11 protein-coding genes are annotated in these 15,614 nt (G+C 45.4%); 4 read left to right on the forward strand and 7 right to left on the reverse strand.

Going from position 1 to position 15,614, the window contains the following annotated elements; translation table 11 throughout:
• Positions 1-33 precede the first annotated feature (33 nt).
• From QUA43_RS11280 to QUA43_RS11295, 4 genes are read right to left on the reverse strand one after another with little or no spacing between them, the layout of a single operon-like run.
• A complete protein-coding gene (locus tag QUA43_RS11280) occupies positions 34-3,192 on the reverse strand; it encodes a PAS domain S-box protein (RefSeq protein ID WP_333373892.1) in 3,159 nt (1,052 codons plus the stop codon).
• Positions 3,189-3,587: a response regulator gene (locus QUA43_RS11285; protein ID WP_333373894.1), complete on the reverse strand. Its 399-nt coding sequence runs from the start codon at positions 3,585-3,587 to the stop codon at positions 3,189-3,191. Before QUA43_RS11285 ends, QUA43_RS11280 begins: the two co-directional genes overlap by 4 nt.
• Before the next feature lie 59 nt (positions 3,588-3,646).
• Positions 3,647-6,190 carry a CBS domain-containing protein gene (locus QUA43_RS11290; RefSeq protein ID WP_333373896.1) on the reverse strand — a complete coding sequence of 848 codons (2,544 nt, stop codon included), beginning with the start codon at positions 6,188-6,190 and terminating at the stop codon, positions 3,647-3,649.
• A gap of 50 nt (positions 6,191-6,240) precedes the next feature.
• Positions 6,241-6,516: a hypothetical protein gene (locus tag QUA43_RS11295; RefSeq protein WP_333373897.1), complete on the reverse strand. Its 276-nt coding sequence runs from the start codon at positions 6,514-6,516 to the stop codon at positions 6,241-6,243.
• Positions 6,517-8,149: 1,633 nt separating this feature from the next.
• Between QUA43_RS11295 and sds the strand changes: the two genes are divergently transcribed.
• The gene (gene sds / locus QUA43_RS11300) at positions 8,150-9,121 is read left to right on the forward strand and encodes a solanesyl diphosphate synthase (RefSeq protein ID WP_333056988.1); all 972 of its coding nucleotides are present in this window, start codon (positions 8,150-8,152) and stop codon (positions 9,119-9,121) included.
• A 100-nt stretch (positions 9,122-9,221) separates the two neighbouring features.
• Here the strand turns inward: sds and QUA43_RS11305 are convergent, their stop codons facing one another.
• On the reverse strand, positions 9,222-9,686 hold the full coding sequence (locus QUA43_RS11305; RefSeq protein WP_333373899.1) for a hypothetical protein: 465 nt from the start codon (positions 9,684-9,686) through the stop codon (positions 9,222-9,224).
• Positions 9,687-10,396: 710 nt separating this feature from the next.
• Between QUA43_RS11305 and QUA43_RS11310 the strand changes: the two genes are divergently transcribed.
• The 3 genes from QUA43_RS11310 to QUA43_RS11320 all read left to right on the forward strand — a co-directional run bounded on the left by QUA43_RS11310 (position 10,397) and on the right by QUA43_RS11320 (position 12,859).
• Positions 10,397-10,747, forward strand: coding sequence for a hypothetical protein (locus tag QUA43_RS11310; RefSeq protein ID WP_006635783.1), 351 nt, complete (start codon positions 10,397-10,399; stop codon positions 10,745-10,747).
• A 107-nt stretch (positions 10,748-10,854) separates the two neighbouring features.
• Positions 10,855-12,375 (forward strand): stress-responsive protein Ycf46, encoded by a 1,521-nt coding sequence (gene ycf46 / locus QUA43_RS11315; RefSeq protein WP_006635782.1) that lies wholly within the window; start codon positions 10,855-10,857, stop codon positions 12,373-12,375.
• 130 nt (positions 12,376-12,505) lie between these two features.
• On the forward strand, positions 12,506-12,859 hold the full coding sequence (locus tag QUA43_RS11320) for a DUF1257 domain-containing protein (protein ID WP_006635781.1): 354 nt from the start codon (positions 12,506-12,508) through the stop codon (positions 12,857-12,859).
• Positions 12,860-13,029: 170 nt separating this feature from the next.
• Here QUA43_RS11320 and QUA43_RS11325 read toward each other — a convergent pair whose 3' ends face one another.
• Both QUA43_RS11325 and epsE read right to left on the reverse strand, forming a co-directional pair.
• On the reverse strand, positions 13,030-14,283 hold the full coding sequence (locus QUA43_RS11325) for a glycosyltransferase family 4 protein (RefSeq protein ID WP_333373900.1): 1,254 nt from the start codon (positions 14,281-14,283) through the stop codon (positions 13,030-13,032).
• Positions 14,284-14,385: 102 nt separating this feature from the next.
• Positions 14,386-15,591: an exopolysaccharide biosynthesis GT4 family glycosyltransferase EpsE gene (gene epsE / locus QUA43_RS11330; protein ID WP_333373902.1), complete on the reverse strand. Its 1,206-nt coding sequence runs from the start codon at positions 15,589-15,591 to the stop codon at positions 14,386-14,388.
• Between the last annotated feature and the right edge of the window lie 23 nt (positions 15,592-15,614).

Consider the following 15,614-nt stretch of genomic DNA (forward strand, 5'->3'; position numbering starts at 1 on the left):
TGAACCTGCCCCTATCCCTTCTTCTTTCATCCTTCAACAATTTCTAAACTCCTCAATCAAATCGATAATCCGATCGCATCGGAAGTTATTCGCCAAATCGGCGAGCGCGCGGCGGAAATTAGCATTAATAGGAGGAATCGACAACAACAGCCGAAAAATCTCCTCGTTATCAACCGCATCCGCCGCCGAATACAATTCATCAATCCATTCAGCAGGCATAACTTCCAAAAATGAAGTATTGAGCGTAAAAGCCAAATCAGCCGTTTCAGTTGTCGTGGAAACCTCGGCAGACAGCGCAGCATCAGAACTTAGCGAAGCTTCTCGATCATAAACATAGCGGACTCCCAGATACTTAGCCATCTTTTCTAGAATCACTTGCTCCCGAAAAGGCTTCGCTACAAAATCATCGCAACCAGCAGACAAAATCAGCGATCGCTCCTCATCAAAAGCACTTGCAGTCAGAGCAATAATCACCGTTGCTTGACCTTTCAAATGCGCTTTAATCTGTTTAGTAGCTTCATAACCGTCCATCACCGGCATCCGCATATCCATCCAAATCAAATGAGGTTCCCAACTCGACCACATTTCCACAGCTTGAACGCCATTTTCAGCGTCCTGCACCGCAAAGCCAAGGGATGTCAGCATTCTGACCAACAGCAAGCGGCTTTCCAGGCGATCGTCAACAGCTAAAATCCGGTATTCTGGCTGTCCGGGTTCCAGGCCCACCACTCGGCGAGCTGTTTGAGCCACCTGAATTTCCACTGCATTAGGGAGCGAAACTTTAACATCAAATCTAAAAATGCTGCCGCGACCGAGGGTACTTGTTACCGTCATCTTCCCTCCCATTAACTGAACGAACTGCTTGCTGATTGGCAAGCCCAAACCGGTTCCTTCTTGAGCTTTTTTTCCGCTTTCTGTTTGCGCGAAAGGTGTAAACAAATTGTCCATTTCTTCCGCAGAAATTCCTGAACCAGTGTCTTCCACTTCAAATAGCAAACAGCAATTCTTACTTGGCGAAATTTCTGGGTAATTTTTATTTTTTAGTCGCTCATGTTTGAGTCTCAAATTAACACCACCTTCCGCAGTAAACTTAATAGCATTTCCGAGGATATTTATCAATATTTGTCGCAACTTACTTTCGTCAGCTTCTATATATTGAGGTAGATCAGGTGGGCAATCAAAAATTAACTGCAACCCTTTTTTTTCGGCTGGCAGCTTCAGCATATTTTCAGTATTTTTTAGCAGTTTATGCAAGTCGAAAGTACTGTTATTAAGTGTCACCAGCCCGACTTCAATTTTTGACATTTGCAGAATATTGTTGATCAAAACGAGCAAATGTTCCCCGCTCTGGCTAATAATTCCTAAGTATTGCTGTTGGTCGGCACCGAGGTCTGGGTCGCGGGCCAGCAGTTGGCTGAAACCGAGAATTGCGTTGAGGGGAGTTCGCAATTCGTGGCTCATATTCGAGAGGAATTCGCTTTTCGCCCTGTTGGCTCTGTCGGCTTCTTCTTTGGCTTTTTTTAGGGCTATTTCTGCTTGTTTGCGCTCGGTAATATCGCTAGCAGTGCCTGTTGTGCCAATAATGTTTCCTTCAGCGTCCAAACGCGCGATCGCCTTCGTATTTACATCAATCTTGCTGCCGTCTTTTCCTAATACTATATTTTCGTACTGAAACACAGTTTTTCCCGTCAGCAAGCGCCGCTGAAGTTCCCATTTCCAGTCTATTTCTCCTGGGGCTAAGAAATCGCTAAAAGAACAGCCAAGCATTTCTTCAGGCTCGTAACCGTAGATTTGTTTAACTGCTTGGTTCACAAAAGTAAGGTGTCCTTGATCATCGCAAGACCAGATAATATCTTGGGAAGTTTCAACTAAATGACGGTATTTTTCTTCGCTCTCAGCTAGGGCTATTTCTGCCCGCTTGCGGGGGGTAATGTCCATCAAAGTTGTGAATAGTTTTGTCACTTTACCTTGTTGATTGACAACTGCTTCTCCTCTGGCTTCGATGTAGCGGATGAAGCCGCCTTCACTTGTTTGTGACCGGCAATTATCCGCACCAATTGTCGGTTCCAGCCGCAGGATTCGATATTCCAAACTGTAGGATTGCCCGCTATCAATAGCAGCGTCGATCGTTGTTTGCCACTTTTGTCGATCGTCGGGATGCACGTATTGCGAAAACTCAGTCAGTGTTGGCGCAGGCTGGGTTGGATCGAGCCCAAAAATCCGAGATAATTCTTCCGACCAAGTAGTTGTGTTGGCAGATAAATCGCATTCCCAATTACCGACACGGGCGATTCTTTGCGCTGCTGCTAAAGAAGCCGCTACAGCTCGGAGTTTTTCTTCGGCTAATTTGCGATCGCTAATATCTTGAATCACAGAAATCACGCAGGTTTCGCCATGAATGTCAATGATTTCTGCTGACAGCAGCCCGGTTCTGAGTTCCCCTCTTTTAGTGCGAAAATCAAATTCGTAGTTGAGAATAATTTGTTTTTCATCTAACATTTTAAACAACTCGGCGCGGGCTTGTATATTTTCCCAAATATTCAAATCAAGCGCCGTGCGATCGAGGATTTCTGCGGCAGAATAACCGATTGTCTGGCAAAAAGCCTCATTAATTTCTAAATAACGACCGTCATTAAATCTGGTAATAGTAATCGGGTTGGGAGAAGAACGAAAAGCTTTAGCAAACTTTTCCTCAGACAAGCGCAGTTGTGCAGTCCGCTCCTCGACTAAAGTTTCCAATTCTTGATTTAGCTTTTGGAGTTGAGCATTTTGTTCCGCTAATTGCTTCTCCCTAAAATAGCTGTTAATCGCTTCTTTTACCGTCAACTTCAAATCTTCTGACTGCCAAGGTTTCGATATGTATCGGTACAATTTAGCATATTTAATAGTATTCGCCACTGCTTCTAGGTCTGCTTGCCCTGTCAGCATGATTTTGATAGTTTTTGGCGAAATTCTGTGAATCTGCTTCAGCAATTCATCCCCTTTGATATTCGGCATCAGATAGTCGGAAATCACTGCTACGATTTCGCAGCCCTCTGCCAGTAATTCCTCGATCAACTCTAAAGCATCTTCGCCACCTTCAGCGGTTTCTAATAAGTGTTCTTCCCCCAGGGTTTTTTTTAACTCAATTTTCAAACTTTCAAGAATTATCGGTTCATCATCCACGCAAATAATCACAGGTTTATTGTTCATATTTTTCTCAAACCAGATTTTATAGTTTCTACTAATTCTTTGCGATCCCACGGCTTGTACAAACAACGGTGCAAGTTTGCTTGCTCTTTCACCCGTGCTATTGCTACTTCGTCGGCTTGCCCGGTCAGCATGACTTTCACAATATTAGGATATTTTTGGTGAACCATAATCAAAAAATCATCTCCTTTAATACCTGGCATTAACCAGTCAGATACTATGACCAAAATATCACTTTCATCTTCTTTTTGAATTTCCTCCATAATTTCCAGAGCTTCATCTGCATTTTCTGCTACTTCATAGAGGTAAGCATCCCCAAATTCTTTTTTAAGTTGAATTTTTAAACTACTTAAGACCACAACTTCATCATCAACGCACAAAATTACTGGTTTAGGCATAAAACTTTACTTCTATTAAATTTAAAAACTTGGTCTTTCCCCTCTTTTTTTAATTGCTCTCAAGGAATTTCGATGGGCAATGATATAGTAAATTTTGTTTGACCAGGCACGCTTTCTACTTGCAGTTCACCTTGGTGTTTTTCTAGAATTTTTTGAACTATATCTAATCCCAAACCGCTGCCTTCCCCGGGAGGTTTAGTTGTGAAAAACGGCTCAAAAATTCTCGGCATAATCTCTGGAGGAATGCCGGGACCACTGTCGGTAATACTGACTGATATTGCGTTCGGTTGGTGTTTGACATCAATTTTTAACACTCCTTTGTTGCCCATCGCTTGTAAAGCATTGTGAACCAAATTTGTCCAAACTTGATTGAGTTCATCAGGATAGCATAGCACAGAGGGCAAATTAGTACCATAGTTTCTGACCACTTCCACACCGTGTTTGATTTGGTAGTGGTAAAGCGTTAAAACAGTATCGATACCGTCGGTAATATTAGCGATTACTTTGGAACCCGACTGGTCGTAACGAGAGTAGCTTTTCAAAGCAAAAACTATTTTGGCCGCCCTATCTGTGGCAGTAGCAATAGTTTTAGTGCTTTTTTGTACCGTAGCAAAATGGTAGGCTATTTGTACAATGTTTCGACTTTGGGTGTCTTTTAATAAAGGTAAAAAAGGTTGTACATTATTGCCGATTCCGATATCTAATAAGGTACAGGCAAGACTGTCGGCGTCGTCAATATTTTCTGATTCTAATTGCCCCTGCAAAAGTTTTTTCAACTGTCGTTTTTCTTTACTAGATAATGTGTCTGTTTCTTGGCTGGAATTGTCCAGCAAAGCAAAGAAATCCTGTCGCTGTTCCGGGGATAGCTGTTGAAAAAATATCGGCAACTGCTGCAATTGTTCGGTCCAGAAGTCGGCTATGTTCTGCACAGAAGAGCGAATTGCCCCTAAAGGAGAATTGATTTCATGAGCAACTCCGGCAATTAACTGTCCGAGGGCTGCCATTTTTTCTGATTGAATGAGTTCTTTTTGAGTCCGCTTCAGTTCTTCTAAGGTATGAGATAACTCTGCATTTTTTTGGCACAGCGCTGCCTCGGCTATTTTGCGGGCGTTGATGTTGCGGGCAACCCAAATGACTGCATCTTGTGAGAACAGAGAAATGCAGGCGGAAAACCAAATTTCGCGGCCACCAACTGTTAAGCTGTAGTCAAAATTGATAGTTTGTTGTGTTTCTAACACTTGCTGGACTAAGACCCACCAATCATCCGGGTTATCGTCGTCAAAAAAATGTTCTATGGTTGAGCTGACTATATCGCAATCAGCCTCAGAAAGCGCTGCCACATTCGTTGGCAAAACTTCTATGTTCCGATGACTGTCTAGCACGAGAACGATGTCGGTCATCGCTTCAAAAACGGCGCGGACTTTCCTTTCAGAAAAGTGCAATTTTTCTTCGAGCAATTTTCTATCGCTAATTTGTTGCTGCAATTCTTCGTTACTGGCTGCTAGTTGAACTGTGCGGTCTAGAACCCGCTGTTCGAGTTCGGTGTTCAGGCGGCGAACTTCAGCTTCAGCGGTGGTGCGGTCTTGTATTTCCTTTTTTAACTGACTGTTGGCATTAATTAATTCTAAAGTTCGCTGTTTGATTTGTTCTTCCAAATTATCATTTAAAGTTCGCAATTTTTCTTCGACTTCTGTTCTCCGCAACGCTTCTTTTTGCAATTCTTCGTTCATTTTGTTCAACTCCTGAATTTTGTCGGCAACTGTTTCCTGCAAAAGCTCGACATTTGCGTGCATTTCTACCGGATCTAAAGCCTGCAGCAAGCTAATTTCAGTAACAATTCCGGCTAAATATCCTTCCTCGTCCACCACCACCAAGCGCCGGATGCCGTGCTGCTGCATTAACTGGTGAGCCTGCCACAAGGTGGCTGTTACCTGCAACGGTATCAGCGGAAAACTCATCGCGGCGGTGACGGGAGTACGTGCGAAATCTAGTCCAGAAGCTTGGAATTTAACAATGTCGCGTTCTGTAATTATGCCCACAGGTTTCTGATTTTTGTTGTCGCTGTCAGTGCAAATGACTATGCAGCTTTTCTGCTGGGTTCTCATCTGTTTTGCGACTTCTAAAACTGAGGCGCTGCTTGAGGTAACTATTACTTGTGTGGTCATAATTTCTTCGGCGCGCCACATTTTCAGCAAGTCGGCCGGTTTGAGGATTTGACGGATGCTTTCGCAGGTGATAGCGCCTAACAAGTTGCCACCGTCGTCTAGGAGGGGTAAATGACGGATTCTTTTCGATCGCAATAAGCTCAATACCTTGAAGATATTCCCGGCTTGATCGAGGGAAATGGCGATCGGGTTTTCAGTCATCACCTCAGAAATTGCCACCCCTGCTAGCGAAATACCGCTAGCAGTTATTTTCACAACATCGCATTCTGTAAAAATTCCGAGCAATTGCTGCTCAAACGCGATTAAAATACAACTGGCACTCGCCTGAGTCATGGCAGCAATTGCGACTTTCAAGGGTGTGTCTGGAGGTAGCACCTGTGGTTTGGGGTCTATCGCCTGTTCTAGCAAGCTTTGGGTATCAGAAACTGTTGTTGACATGGGCAAATCAAGGGGGATAGATGCAGGCGGAACCGGCACTTAATACCATTTTAGATTTCTGATTTTACAGTCGGGGTACGCTCACCGCAATCGAGAATTGACATCGGTCTAAAGTTGCATTTTAGTCGCGCATGGGTATGATTTTTAGTGCGATCGCGCTCAAGGGCGATCGGAATTAACACCATACACGTCCTTTGACCGATAACTGATGTTACTTCTATTTTACCCGAATGTTTTCCCCCACTTTTTTTAACAATCTCCCGTCCCCACCCGCTGCCTTCGTCGGCGGGTTTTGTGGTAAAGAACGGATCAAATATTCGTGGCAAAATTCCCGCGTAATTCCGTGGCCACTGACGAGCAGGCTCTGATTTTCTGCTCTCACCTCTACTTTTAAAACTCGGCAATTCTATATCGCTTGTAAACCATTGTGCATCATATTTATGGAAATTTGTTTGAGTTCGTCTGGATTACACAACAATTTAGGCAGTGGAGCTTGAGAATATTTGACAACTTATACTCTGTGTTTGAGTGATTTTAATCAAAATTTAATAGAGTTTTACTGCGGCCATCAATATTTGCACTTAATTCTTTTTTCTATAGTTATTACAATGTTGTTTAAAATTAAAAACTACTTTTGTTGCTCTCTCTAGAAAATCCTATTCTTGGTAAGCTGTGAATAAATGGCAGAGACTATTTTCATGATTGAGCAAGTTAAGCACCCTTTAATGAAATATTTGATTGCAGTGCAAGTTGATGGATTCCTTCAGTTGAGCAAACAGGTTGCTCGATTCAGTAATTTCGCGTTTTATTTCTGTAAGTTCTTGACCTACCAAATAAGAATATTGGGATTATTGAGACAATAACCGACAACTTCAAACTCAGCGTTTTTGAGAGTAATTTAATAGCTTCCTCGGAATATTAGCCGGGTTTCCCTGACATGAAACTTGCTGTGAGCGATACAAGCTGCTACTAAATATAATATCCTGCCTCATAGGCTGTTGGCATTGAACATCGATAACTGTAGCTATGTGTTGCAGTAACTAGCAGCCCAGAAAATCACGGTGCCCGCAATTGTAAATAATAACCCTGCCTTTGCGCGCAAGCATTCAAGGCAGGGTTATTATTGAGTATTCCGAATTCTCAAGGGTGAAGCGACGGCGCTGCTGCCGACTTCGGCTGCCCAGCAGTGCACTACTCGCCCAATCGAGTGATTTTAGCGCTGCGTTGGGCCAACATCAGCACTACATAAATAGTCATTACATAGCCGGCGGCCAGAATGGGAATAATTAGAGGAATATCGCGATAAATCATAATTAGAACCAAAAGTCAAGGACGAGGAGGAGGAGGACAAGTTCAAGACCTACTACATTAAGTCAGCACGCAAGACCATGCCTTGGTTCTGAAGGCTGTTTTTCCATATCAAGCCTGCGGGAACATTTAGGCGTTCCCGGTCATCAATAATGATTTACTGCTTTACAGATGCTTAAACAGCCTAAAACCATCCACTTTAGCTGCTTTGAGCTACCGTGCACATAAGATGCGCTACTCTTAACTTCTGAAAACTTTTAGCTGCGAGGAACTAAAAATCTGTCCCAGAAATTTTGGCTGCGATCGACTAACAAGGCTGGCTCTACGAAACTCTTACAGGCACCTACAAGCTACCTGCCAGTCTGGCTGTACTTAATGTATAGAATTGTTTAAATCCTTAATACCCATAATAACACAGGGTTTCTGGGATTTAGAGATTTTTTGGCAGTGTCCTTAACAATTCGATACAATAGGGGCAACCCCTCTGGCAGCCGGCTACTCGCCTCTGGCAGGCGGGTGACTCCCATCGGGCGGCAGATGACAAATAACTGCCGATCGCCTACATTTTTCTTTTCTATTGCAGAGAATTACCTTAAAATAAAGATATGATATGTAAAATTTTGTTACTTTACGGCTTGAGTCGGCGTATCCATGATCTCTAGCACTCTCCTATTTTCCTCGGTTGAAGAAGACCTGCGACTGTTGACAGAAAACTTAAAACAGTTAGTGGGTGCCCGTCATCCCATCTTGTACGCGGCTGCAGAATACTTATTCGGCACAAAGGGAAAACGAGTGAGACCCGCGATCGTTCTGTTGATGGCCAAGGCGACTATGCCCGATCGGGAAATCACAGAAAAACACCGCCGCCTCGCTGAAATCACGGAAATGATCCACACAGCTAGTCTCGTGCACGACGACGTGGTGGACGAGTCGGATCTGCGGCGGGGAGTGCCGACGGTTCACAGTCGGTTTAACAACCGAGTGGCAGTATTGGCAGGAGACTTTCTGTTTGCTCAATCTTCCTGGCATTTGGCAAATCTCGACAACCTGCCAGTAGTCAAACTGCTTTCAGAAGTGATTATGGATTTAGCTGAGGGGGAAATTCAACAGGGACTAAATGGATTTGACACCAGCTTGTCGATCGAAGCGTACCTCGAAAAAAGTTATTACAAAACAGCGTCTTTAATTGCCAACAGTTCCAAAGCAGCGGGCTGTTTGAGCGAGGTTTCAGCGGAAATAGCAGACGATTTGTACAACTACGGTCGGAACATTGGTTTGGCATTCCAAATAGTAGATGATATATTAGATTTCACCGCTTCAACGGAAACTTTGGGGAAACCTGCAGGCTCGGATCTCAGAAGCGGTAATCTGACAGCACCCGCACTATTCGCCCTAGAAGAAAAACCTTACTTGGAAGTTCTCATAGAACGCGAATTTGCCCAAGAAGGAGATCTAGAGCAGGCCCTGGCACTGGTAGAAGATTCGAGAGGCATAGAGCGATCGCGAGAACTAGCCACAAATCACGCACAGAAAGCCGTCGAATACTTAGCTGCGCTGCCTCATTCAGAGTCCCGTCAAGCTTTGATTGATTTGGCTGAATACGTTTTGAGTAGACTTTATTAGAGGTTAAAAAGTTACACTTTATTGGTAATGGGGAATGGGTAATGGGGAATTCCCAATGCCTAATGCCCTGTTACCAATTAATAATAGAAAATGGAGTTGTTTAGGCAATATCCGGCGGTGGAGCCGATCGATACTGTTGCAAGTAAACGTTAATTAAACTCTGTACTTGCTCGCGAGGGATTTCCGTCCCGACTTCCTGATTTCCGGGACTTTCAAAAAAAACAATGCTGTCAAGACCTTCCAGAGCTATCATCTGAAATAAAATGTGAGTGACAGGCAAAAGCACCGGTCTGAGACGATCGCCCCCAGCAGCCGCAGCCTGCGACGCATCTTTAAGACTGTTCCAAGCATAAATCACCCTCTTCTCCCGTCCCGGTTGCTTGAGATTGCTCAAAACCACGATCGCCCAACTTTGGTCTACCGCTTGCAGGATCGAGTATTCGAGGTGCTGTAGCTGTTGGGCAATTAACACCAGGGCCGGGGCGATCGCCTTTAAGATTTCTGGCGTCGAACCGTCGGGCGGAGCTTTTTCGATCAATGCTTGAATCTGTTGGTCTAAATCCATCAGTCAGTTCTTTGATATCTAAAATTAAAAATTTCAGGTGAGCAGGTCCGCATCCAAGTATATATTACCCAGCACTGCCCGATTAAAGATAAGCTGACACCCATCTAAATTTAAGATTTTGCAGCCTAGAGTCCTTGTAGCGAGCATTTGGGCCAAAAAATTAAGTGCCTAACAGCTTACACAATGTCATCCAAAAAGTCTAACCATAGGGTGCTGAGCGCTAGCGCTGTCAAGGTGTGTTAAATCTGAGTCCGATAAAAAGCCGAAAACGGCTATTTCACGTTCGGATTTTTCACACTTAAAGCCATAAAAACTGTTTGGGGGAGTTTGGTTTCAAAATCAAAACGCCCTAAGTTAGTAACTTCGTTGTGTACTGAGTCCACCGGTGCTTACCGCGCACTCATGAGCTGGCTGGGTGCTGATGGCGCATTTTACCCCAGATGGCGACTCAAAGAATTTGTTGGCCCCACTCCTATATATCTATTGTTCATATTTATAGTTGGTCGATCGTCCTTGACGCTACCCATACCTACCGCTGCACCTCGGCCTCATCAGCTACACCCCTAATTTTTTCGTTGTTAACAGCCCCAAAGTCACCTCAAATGTAACGAAATATTACAAGATGACGCTAAAGCAGCATAGAGGCTTGACAGCAAAGAATTAAGCGGCTAATCTGATATACATACCCGGGTAAGTCAATTCACTGTCATATGCAAGAAAAGCAAAAAGTTACATTGTATCTTCCACCAGAACTGCATCGCCAGCTCAAAATCCGAGCCGCAGTCGAAACTGAACCGATGTCATCAATTGCAGAAAGGGCAATTGTCTTCTACCTAGGAAATCCCGAACTGGTTGACGAAGTAGAAGCATCCTACGGACAAACCCATCGGGTATACAACTGTCCAGAATGCACGGGTTCAGTAGTAATGCGAGATGGAGAACTGGCATCCGTAACAAGTCAGCCGAGCGTATTGGCTGAACAGGATCTTCCAGTAAAGCAGGTGTCCGGCGTCAGTGCCAGCACGGCCAAACCGGGAGAGGAAGAATTGGTTCCCTGCTAAGAATGCCTTGCTTCCCCAAAAAGCTAAAACTGAAATTTTCAGTAAGAGGACGAAGGGCAGCATTGAGATTCAGCAAAGATAGCACCGTCTCTAGTGGGTCGAGGACTATGCAAGAAGAGATCAGTATTCTAATCCAAGCTCAATATCCTCTGATCTACCTCGTGACATCCGAGGAAGAGCGGTGTGAGCAAGCAATTTCGACAATAGCTCAAGCAAAACCACAGCGACGAGTATTTATCTGGACTGTAACTCACGGCATTGTGGAGTATGGTCAACCCCGCACCACCACCCAACACAACACCGTCTCGCCAGAGGCAGCAATTGAATGGGTGATCAGGCAGCGAGAACCCAACAGTAACGCTAGCATCTACATTTTCAAAGATTTGCATCCTTTTATAGATTCTCCTCCGGTAACGAGGTGGTTGCGCGATGCGATCGCCAACTTCAAAGGAACGCAAAAGACAATTATACTGATGTCTCCTTTGCAGCAAATTCCGATCGAGCTAGAAAAGGAAGTAGTGGTATTAGACTTCGCGTTGCCAGACATGAAGGAACTAAACCAAGTATTGTCTGGTCAGTTGGAGCAAACGAAATCGCGACGCATTACCACAGAAGCGCGAGAAAAACTTTTAAAAGCAGCCTTGGGATTGACCAAGGACGAAGCTGAAAAGGTTTATCGTAAAGCCCAAGTTTCGACTGGGCGCCTCACAGAAGAAGAAGTAGACATAGTTCTTTCGGAGAAAAAGCAATTAATTCGGCGCAACGGCATTCTAGAGTTCATTGAAGAAGACGAAACCCTGGATGCAGTCGGCGGTTTAGAAGAGCTGAAGCGGTGGCTGAGACAGCGTTCCAACGCCTTTACAGAAAGGGCGAGAGAATACGGCCTGCCCCAACCAAAAGGGATGTTAATTCTCGGCGTACCGGGATGCGGAAAATCGCTGATTGCTAAGACCACCTCCCGCCTCTGGGGACTGCCCCTGCTGAGGCTAGATATGGGTAGAGTCTACGACGGCTCGATGGTGGGTCGATCGGAAGCCAACCTCCGCAATGCCCTCAAAACCGCAGAATCCATCTCTCCAGCCCTCCTCTTCATCGACGAACTAGACAAAGCCTTTGCAGGAGGCACTGGTTCGGCCGACTCAGACGGAGGCACCTCCAGCCGGATTTTCGGTTCATTCCTCACTTGGATGCAAGAAAAGACTTCCCCAGTCTTCGTAATGGCAACAGCCAACCGAATCGAGCGGTTGCCGGGAGAATTCTTGAGGAAAGGCCGATTTGACGAACTCTTCTTTGTGGATCTGCCTACAAAAGAAGAACGCCAAGATATATTTAAGATTCACCTGTCAAAGCGCCGTCGGGAAATTACTCGCTTCGATTTAGAGCAACTTTCCAATGTTTCCGAGGGCTTTTCAGGTGCAGAGATTGAGCAAGCGCTAGTAGCCGCAATGTACGAAGCCTTCGCTCAAGATCGAGAGTTTACGCAGCTAGACATCATCGCGGCCATTAAATCTACAATGCCACTGTCTAAAACAATGACCGAACAGGTCACCGCCCTTCGAGATTGGGCTAGACAGCGTGCACGGCCCGCTGCGTCTTCCGTCGCTGAATACCAGCGAATGGAATTCTAAAAGCTTTCTCCTGGTCCAAACAGGAGCAAAGGCTAGCAACAGCTAGCAGTTCGATTCAAGAGCCGCCCAGCGGCACCGTTAAATCCAGACCGTTGTTGTTTCTCTCTCAGTTTTATTAGGAGGAAATCCAATGTCTCACTTTAGCACTCTGCGTACCAAAATCACCGATGCCGAAATCCTGAAAGCTTCACTGCGCGACTTGGGCATTTCAGTCAAGTCAGAAGCTGATGTTCGTGGCTATAACGGTCAGCGCGTTCGCTCCGACATCGTAGCGATTCTCGAAGGCGAATATGACCTAGGTTGGTCTCGCAATAGCGATGGTTCTTTTGACCTGATTGCCGACCTCTGGGGCGTCGCCAAAAAGCACAATCAAACTGAGTTAATCAACTCTATCAACCAGAAGTACGCAGTTAACAAGACCTTGGCCGCAGTCAAGCAGCGCGGTTTGCAAAATGCCAACGTTAAGCTGGTAGTGCAAAACTAATTGATCTGCAGGTTTCCAAGCTCGCGGGTTAACCAAACAAACGGGTTAACCCGTTTTTAGATGGCTAGGATGTAGAGGGGGGTCTTTGGGCCACCACATACTTTTTTAGCACCCCCAAGCAGCAGCTTTCAACCTGAAAGCTGCTGCTTTATGCTTTAATAGTCGGCTACCTAATGCTTCGGGCAATCGTCGATCGTTTGTTGATAAATTTCAAGTATTCGATCGACTTTGCGTTCCCAATCAAAATGCTGCCGGACTCGTTCCCGTCCCGCACAACCCATACTCTGTCGCAATTCTGGTGAATGAGCGAGCTTGAGCATCGCATCTGTCAGTCCCTTGACAAATCCTTCTTTAGAAGTCGGTTCTACTAAAATACCGCAAGTGGAATCAATATAATCCGCTGGACCGCCCCAGTTCATTGCTATGACGGGCAGCCCCACGGCCATTGCTTCCAGCAGCACTGCCCCCCCAGGCTCCCGCAAACTCGGCAGCACCAGTGCATCAGCTTGTTGCAGTTTGATAGCGCACTCCTCCTGAGACAGCCAGCCACTGAATACAGCTCTGCCGCCGAGTCCCAAACGAGCTGTTTGAGCTTCTAGTTCGCCCCGCATCTCCCCATCGCCGATGATTTGCAAGACTGCACTGATTTGAGCTGCGACAACTACGAAGGCATCCAGCAGTATGTCTACACCCTTCCAGTCGGCCAGGCGCCCCAAGAACACAAAATGAACCTCTTGATTGGGTTGCTTTGATGCGGTAGAGTCCGATCGCCACACCGAGAAATCCACGCCGTTTTCCACAAGTTCAATAATTTTACCGCGCACCCCTGATGGAAGTGCCTGCTTCGTGCGCTCGTTTGCCACTAACAGTGTCTCGGCTTGGATTTTGCCCGGTAACAGGCAGTTGAAGACATCGACAAACTTGTGACCGAATGCTATTAAACTCTCGATTGCAATACTTTTGCGTGATCGTTGAAATGTCGCAGGATATTTAACAGCCGCATTGAGCGGCCCCATCGCTATGGGTGCTCCCAATCCGAACATTAGCGAAGGGAATTTTGGCGATACTGGTGTTGGCTCGTGTACAACATCAATCTGGTGTTCGCTCACCAGCCGCCGCACAATGCGCCGCTGCATCTGTTGGGTGTAGAGGTGGCTGAGCAAGCCTATAGTAGGTGCGCCTATGCTTGGAGGCAAAAATCCACTGATCTTGTTAAGCAGCCGGTGCAGCCAAGTGTCGGACACGAAGTGCATTCGATCGCGCTCTTCTGGAAGTAGCGCTGTGAGTTCTGCCTGGGTGCGCGCGTGCACCACTAACCATGTCTCTATTTGGCGCGATCGAAGTATCCTGAAGTAGTTCAGCGGGAGCAATGCTTCGCCGCCGAATTTTGTTGAGGCATTCTGAGCAACAATTAGAATTCGCATAACTTGTTTGGGACTCAACTGGATTTATGTAATCTGAGATTAAATTTGTTCTTTGGAATAACTAAGACGGGTTAGTTATTCCAAGTTTTTCCAAGCACTGAGTTAAAGTTTCTGCACAGCGGCCGTGGCTAAATTTGGCCATGATTTTTTCCGGGATTCCTGGCTGAGGCTCAAAGCAAGTTCGGGATTTTGCAGTATATTGGCAATCAGATCTGCCCTTTCTTCGGGTTTTTCTGATTGGACTAATACAGCACCCGCGCCGTCATCTACTAGCTCAGAAGTTCCGCCTACATTAGTAACAACCGACGGCAACTCCATCGCCATTGCTTCCATCACAGCAACCGGAACTCCTTCATTCAAACTCGCCAAAGCGAAAACGTGAGCTGCTTCTAGACCTTGACGAATTGACTGTTCCGAAACAGCCCCAAGTAGCTCCACGCATTCGGACATCGATTTAGATTCAATGATTTTTTCGAGTTCTTTGTGATATCCGCTGCCCCCTTGTTCATTTTCGCCTGCAATTTCCAACCGCACCTCAAATCCCCGATTTCGGAGCCATTCTACAGTCTTAATCAAGTATTGATGACCTTTCACCCGGTTGAGGCGGCCGCAAGCAAAAATCTTGCACGGACTTCCTTCTTGCCAAGGCGTGTAAGGGTGGCTGCGTTTAATTTCTGCAATATTAACTCCCATTGGAGCAACAGCTAATTGTTTGGGAATAAAATTCGCTAATTTATGTTTGACATCATTGAGAAGCAGTTGAAATATGACGATCGCAAAAGCAGCATTTTTCCACTTTTGTTTATGATTTGACCCGTACACTTCTAGAGTATGCCCGAGAAGAGTCATACTGTAAGTACAGCCTGTAAGAATTGAGTTAAATGACGCTATACTGGCGGCATTGGCACAGGACTGAACGTGGATGTGAGACCAACTTTTTGTTTTTGTTAACCTTGCTAGTTGGCCAGCCACAAAAATCCATGCTAAGAGTCGCACCTTTTCAGATAAGGATGTGTCACTCGCTTTGGCAATAACTGCGAGGCACTGCCACCATGCAGCGGGGCCAGCTTTGAGAACCTCTAGGAATGAGTTAATAAAATCTTTCTTCGCAGCAAAGGGAAATAGATAAACAGTATTTTTTTGAGCTTCTTCTGCCCATACGTGAGAAGAGAGCGCTCTGGGGGGCGGGTGAGTTGATACTAAATCTGTTTCTATTCCAACTTCTGCAAGAAATTGTCGCGGCCGCCACAAAAAGATGTGTTTTTTTCCGGGAAATTGTGGAATAAAGTATCCAGTTTTTGCCTTCATTTCTTACCTGCTTTCTCATTTTT

The organism is Microcoleus sp. N9_B4, assembly GCF_036701635.1.
In the GTDB taxonomy this organism is placed as follows: Bacteria; Cyanobacteriota; Cyanobacteriia; order Cyanobacteriales; family Microcoleaceae; genus Microcoleus.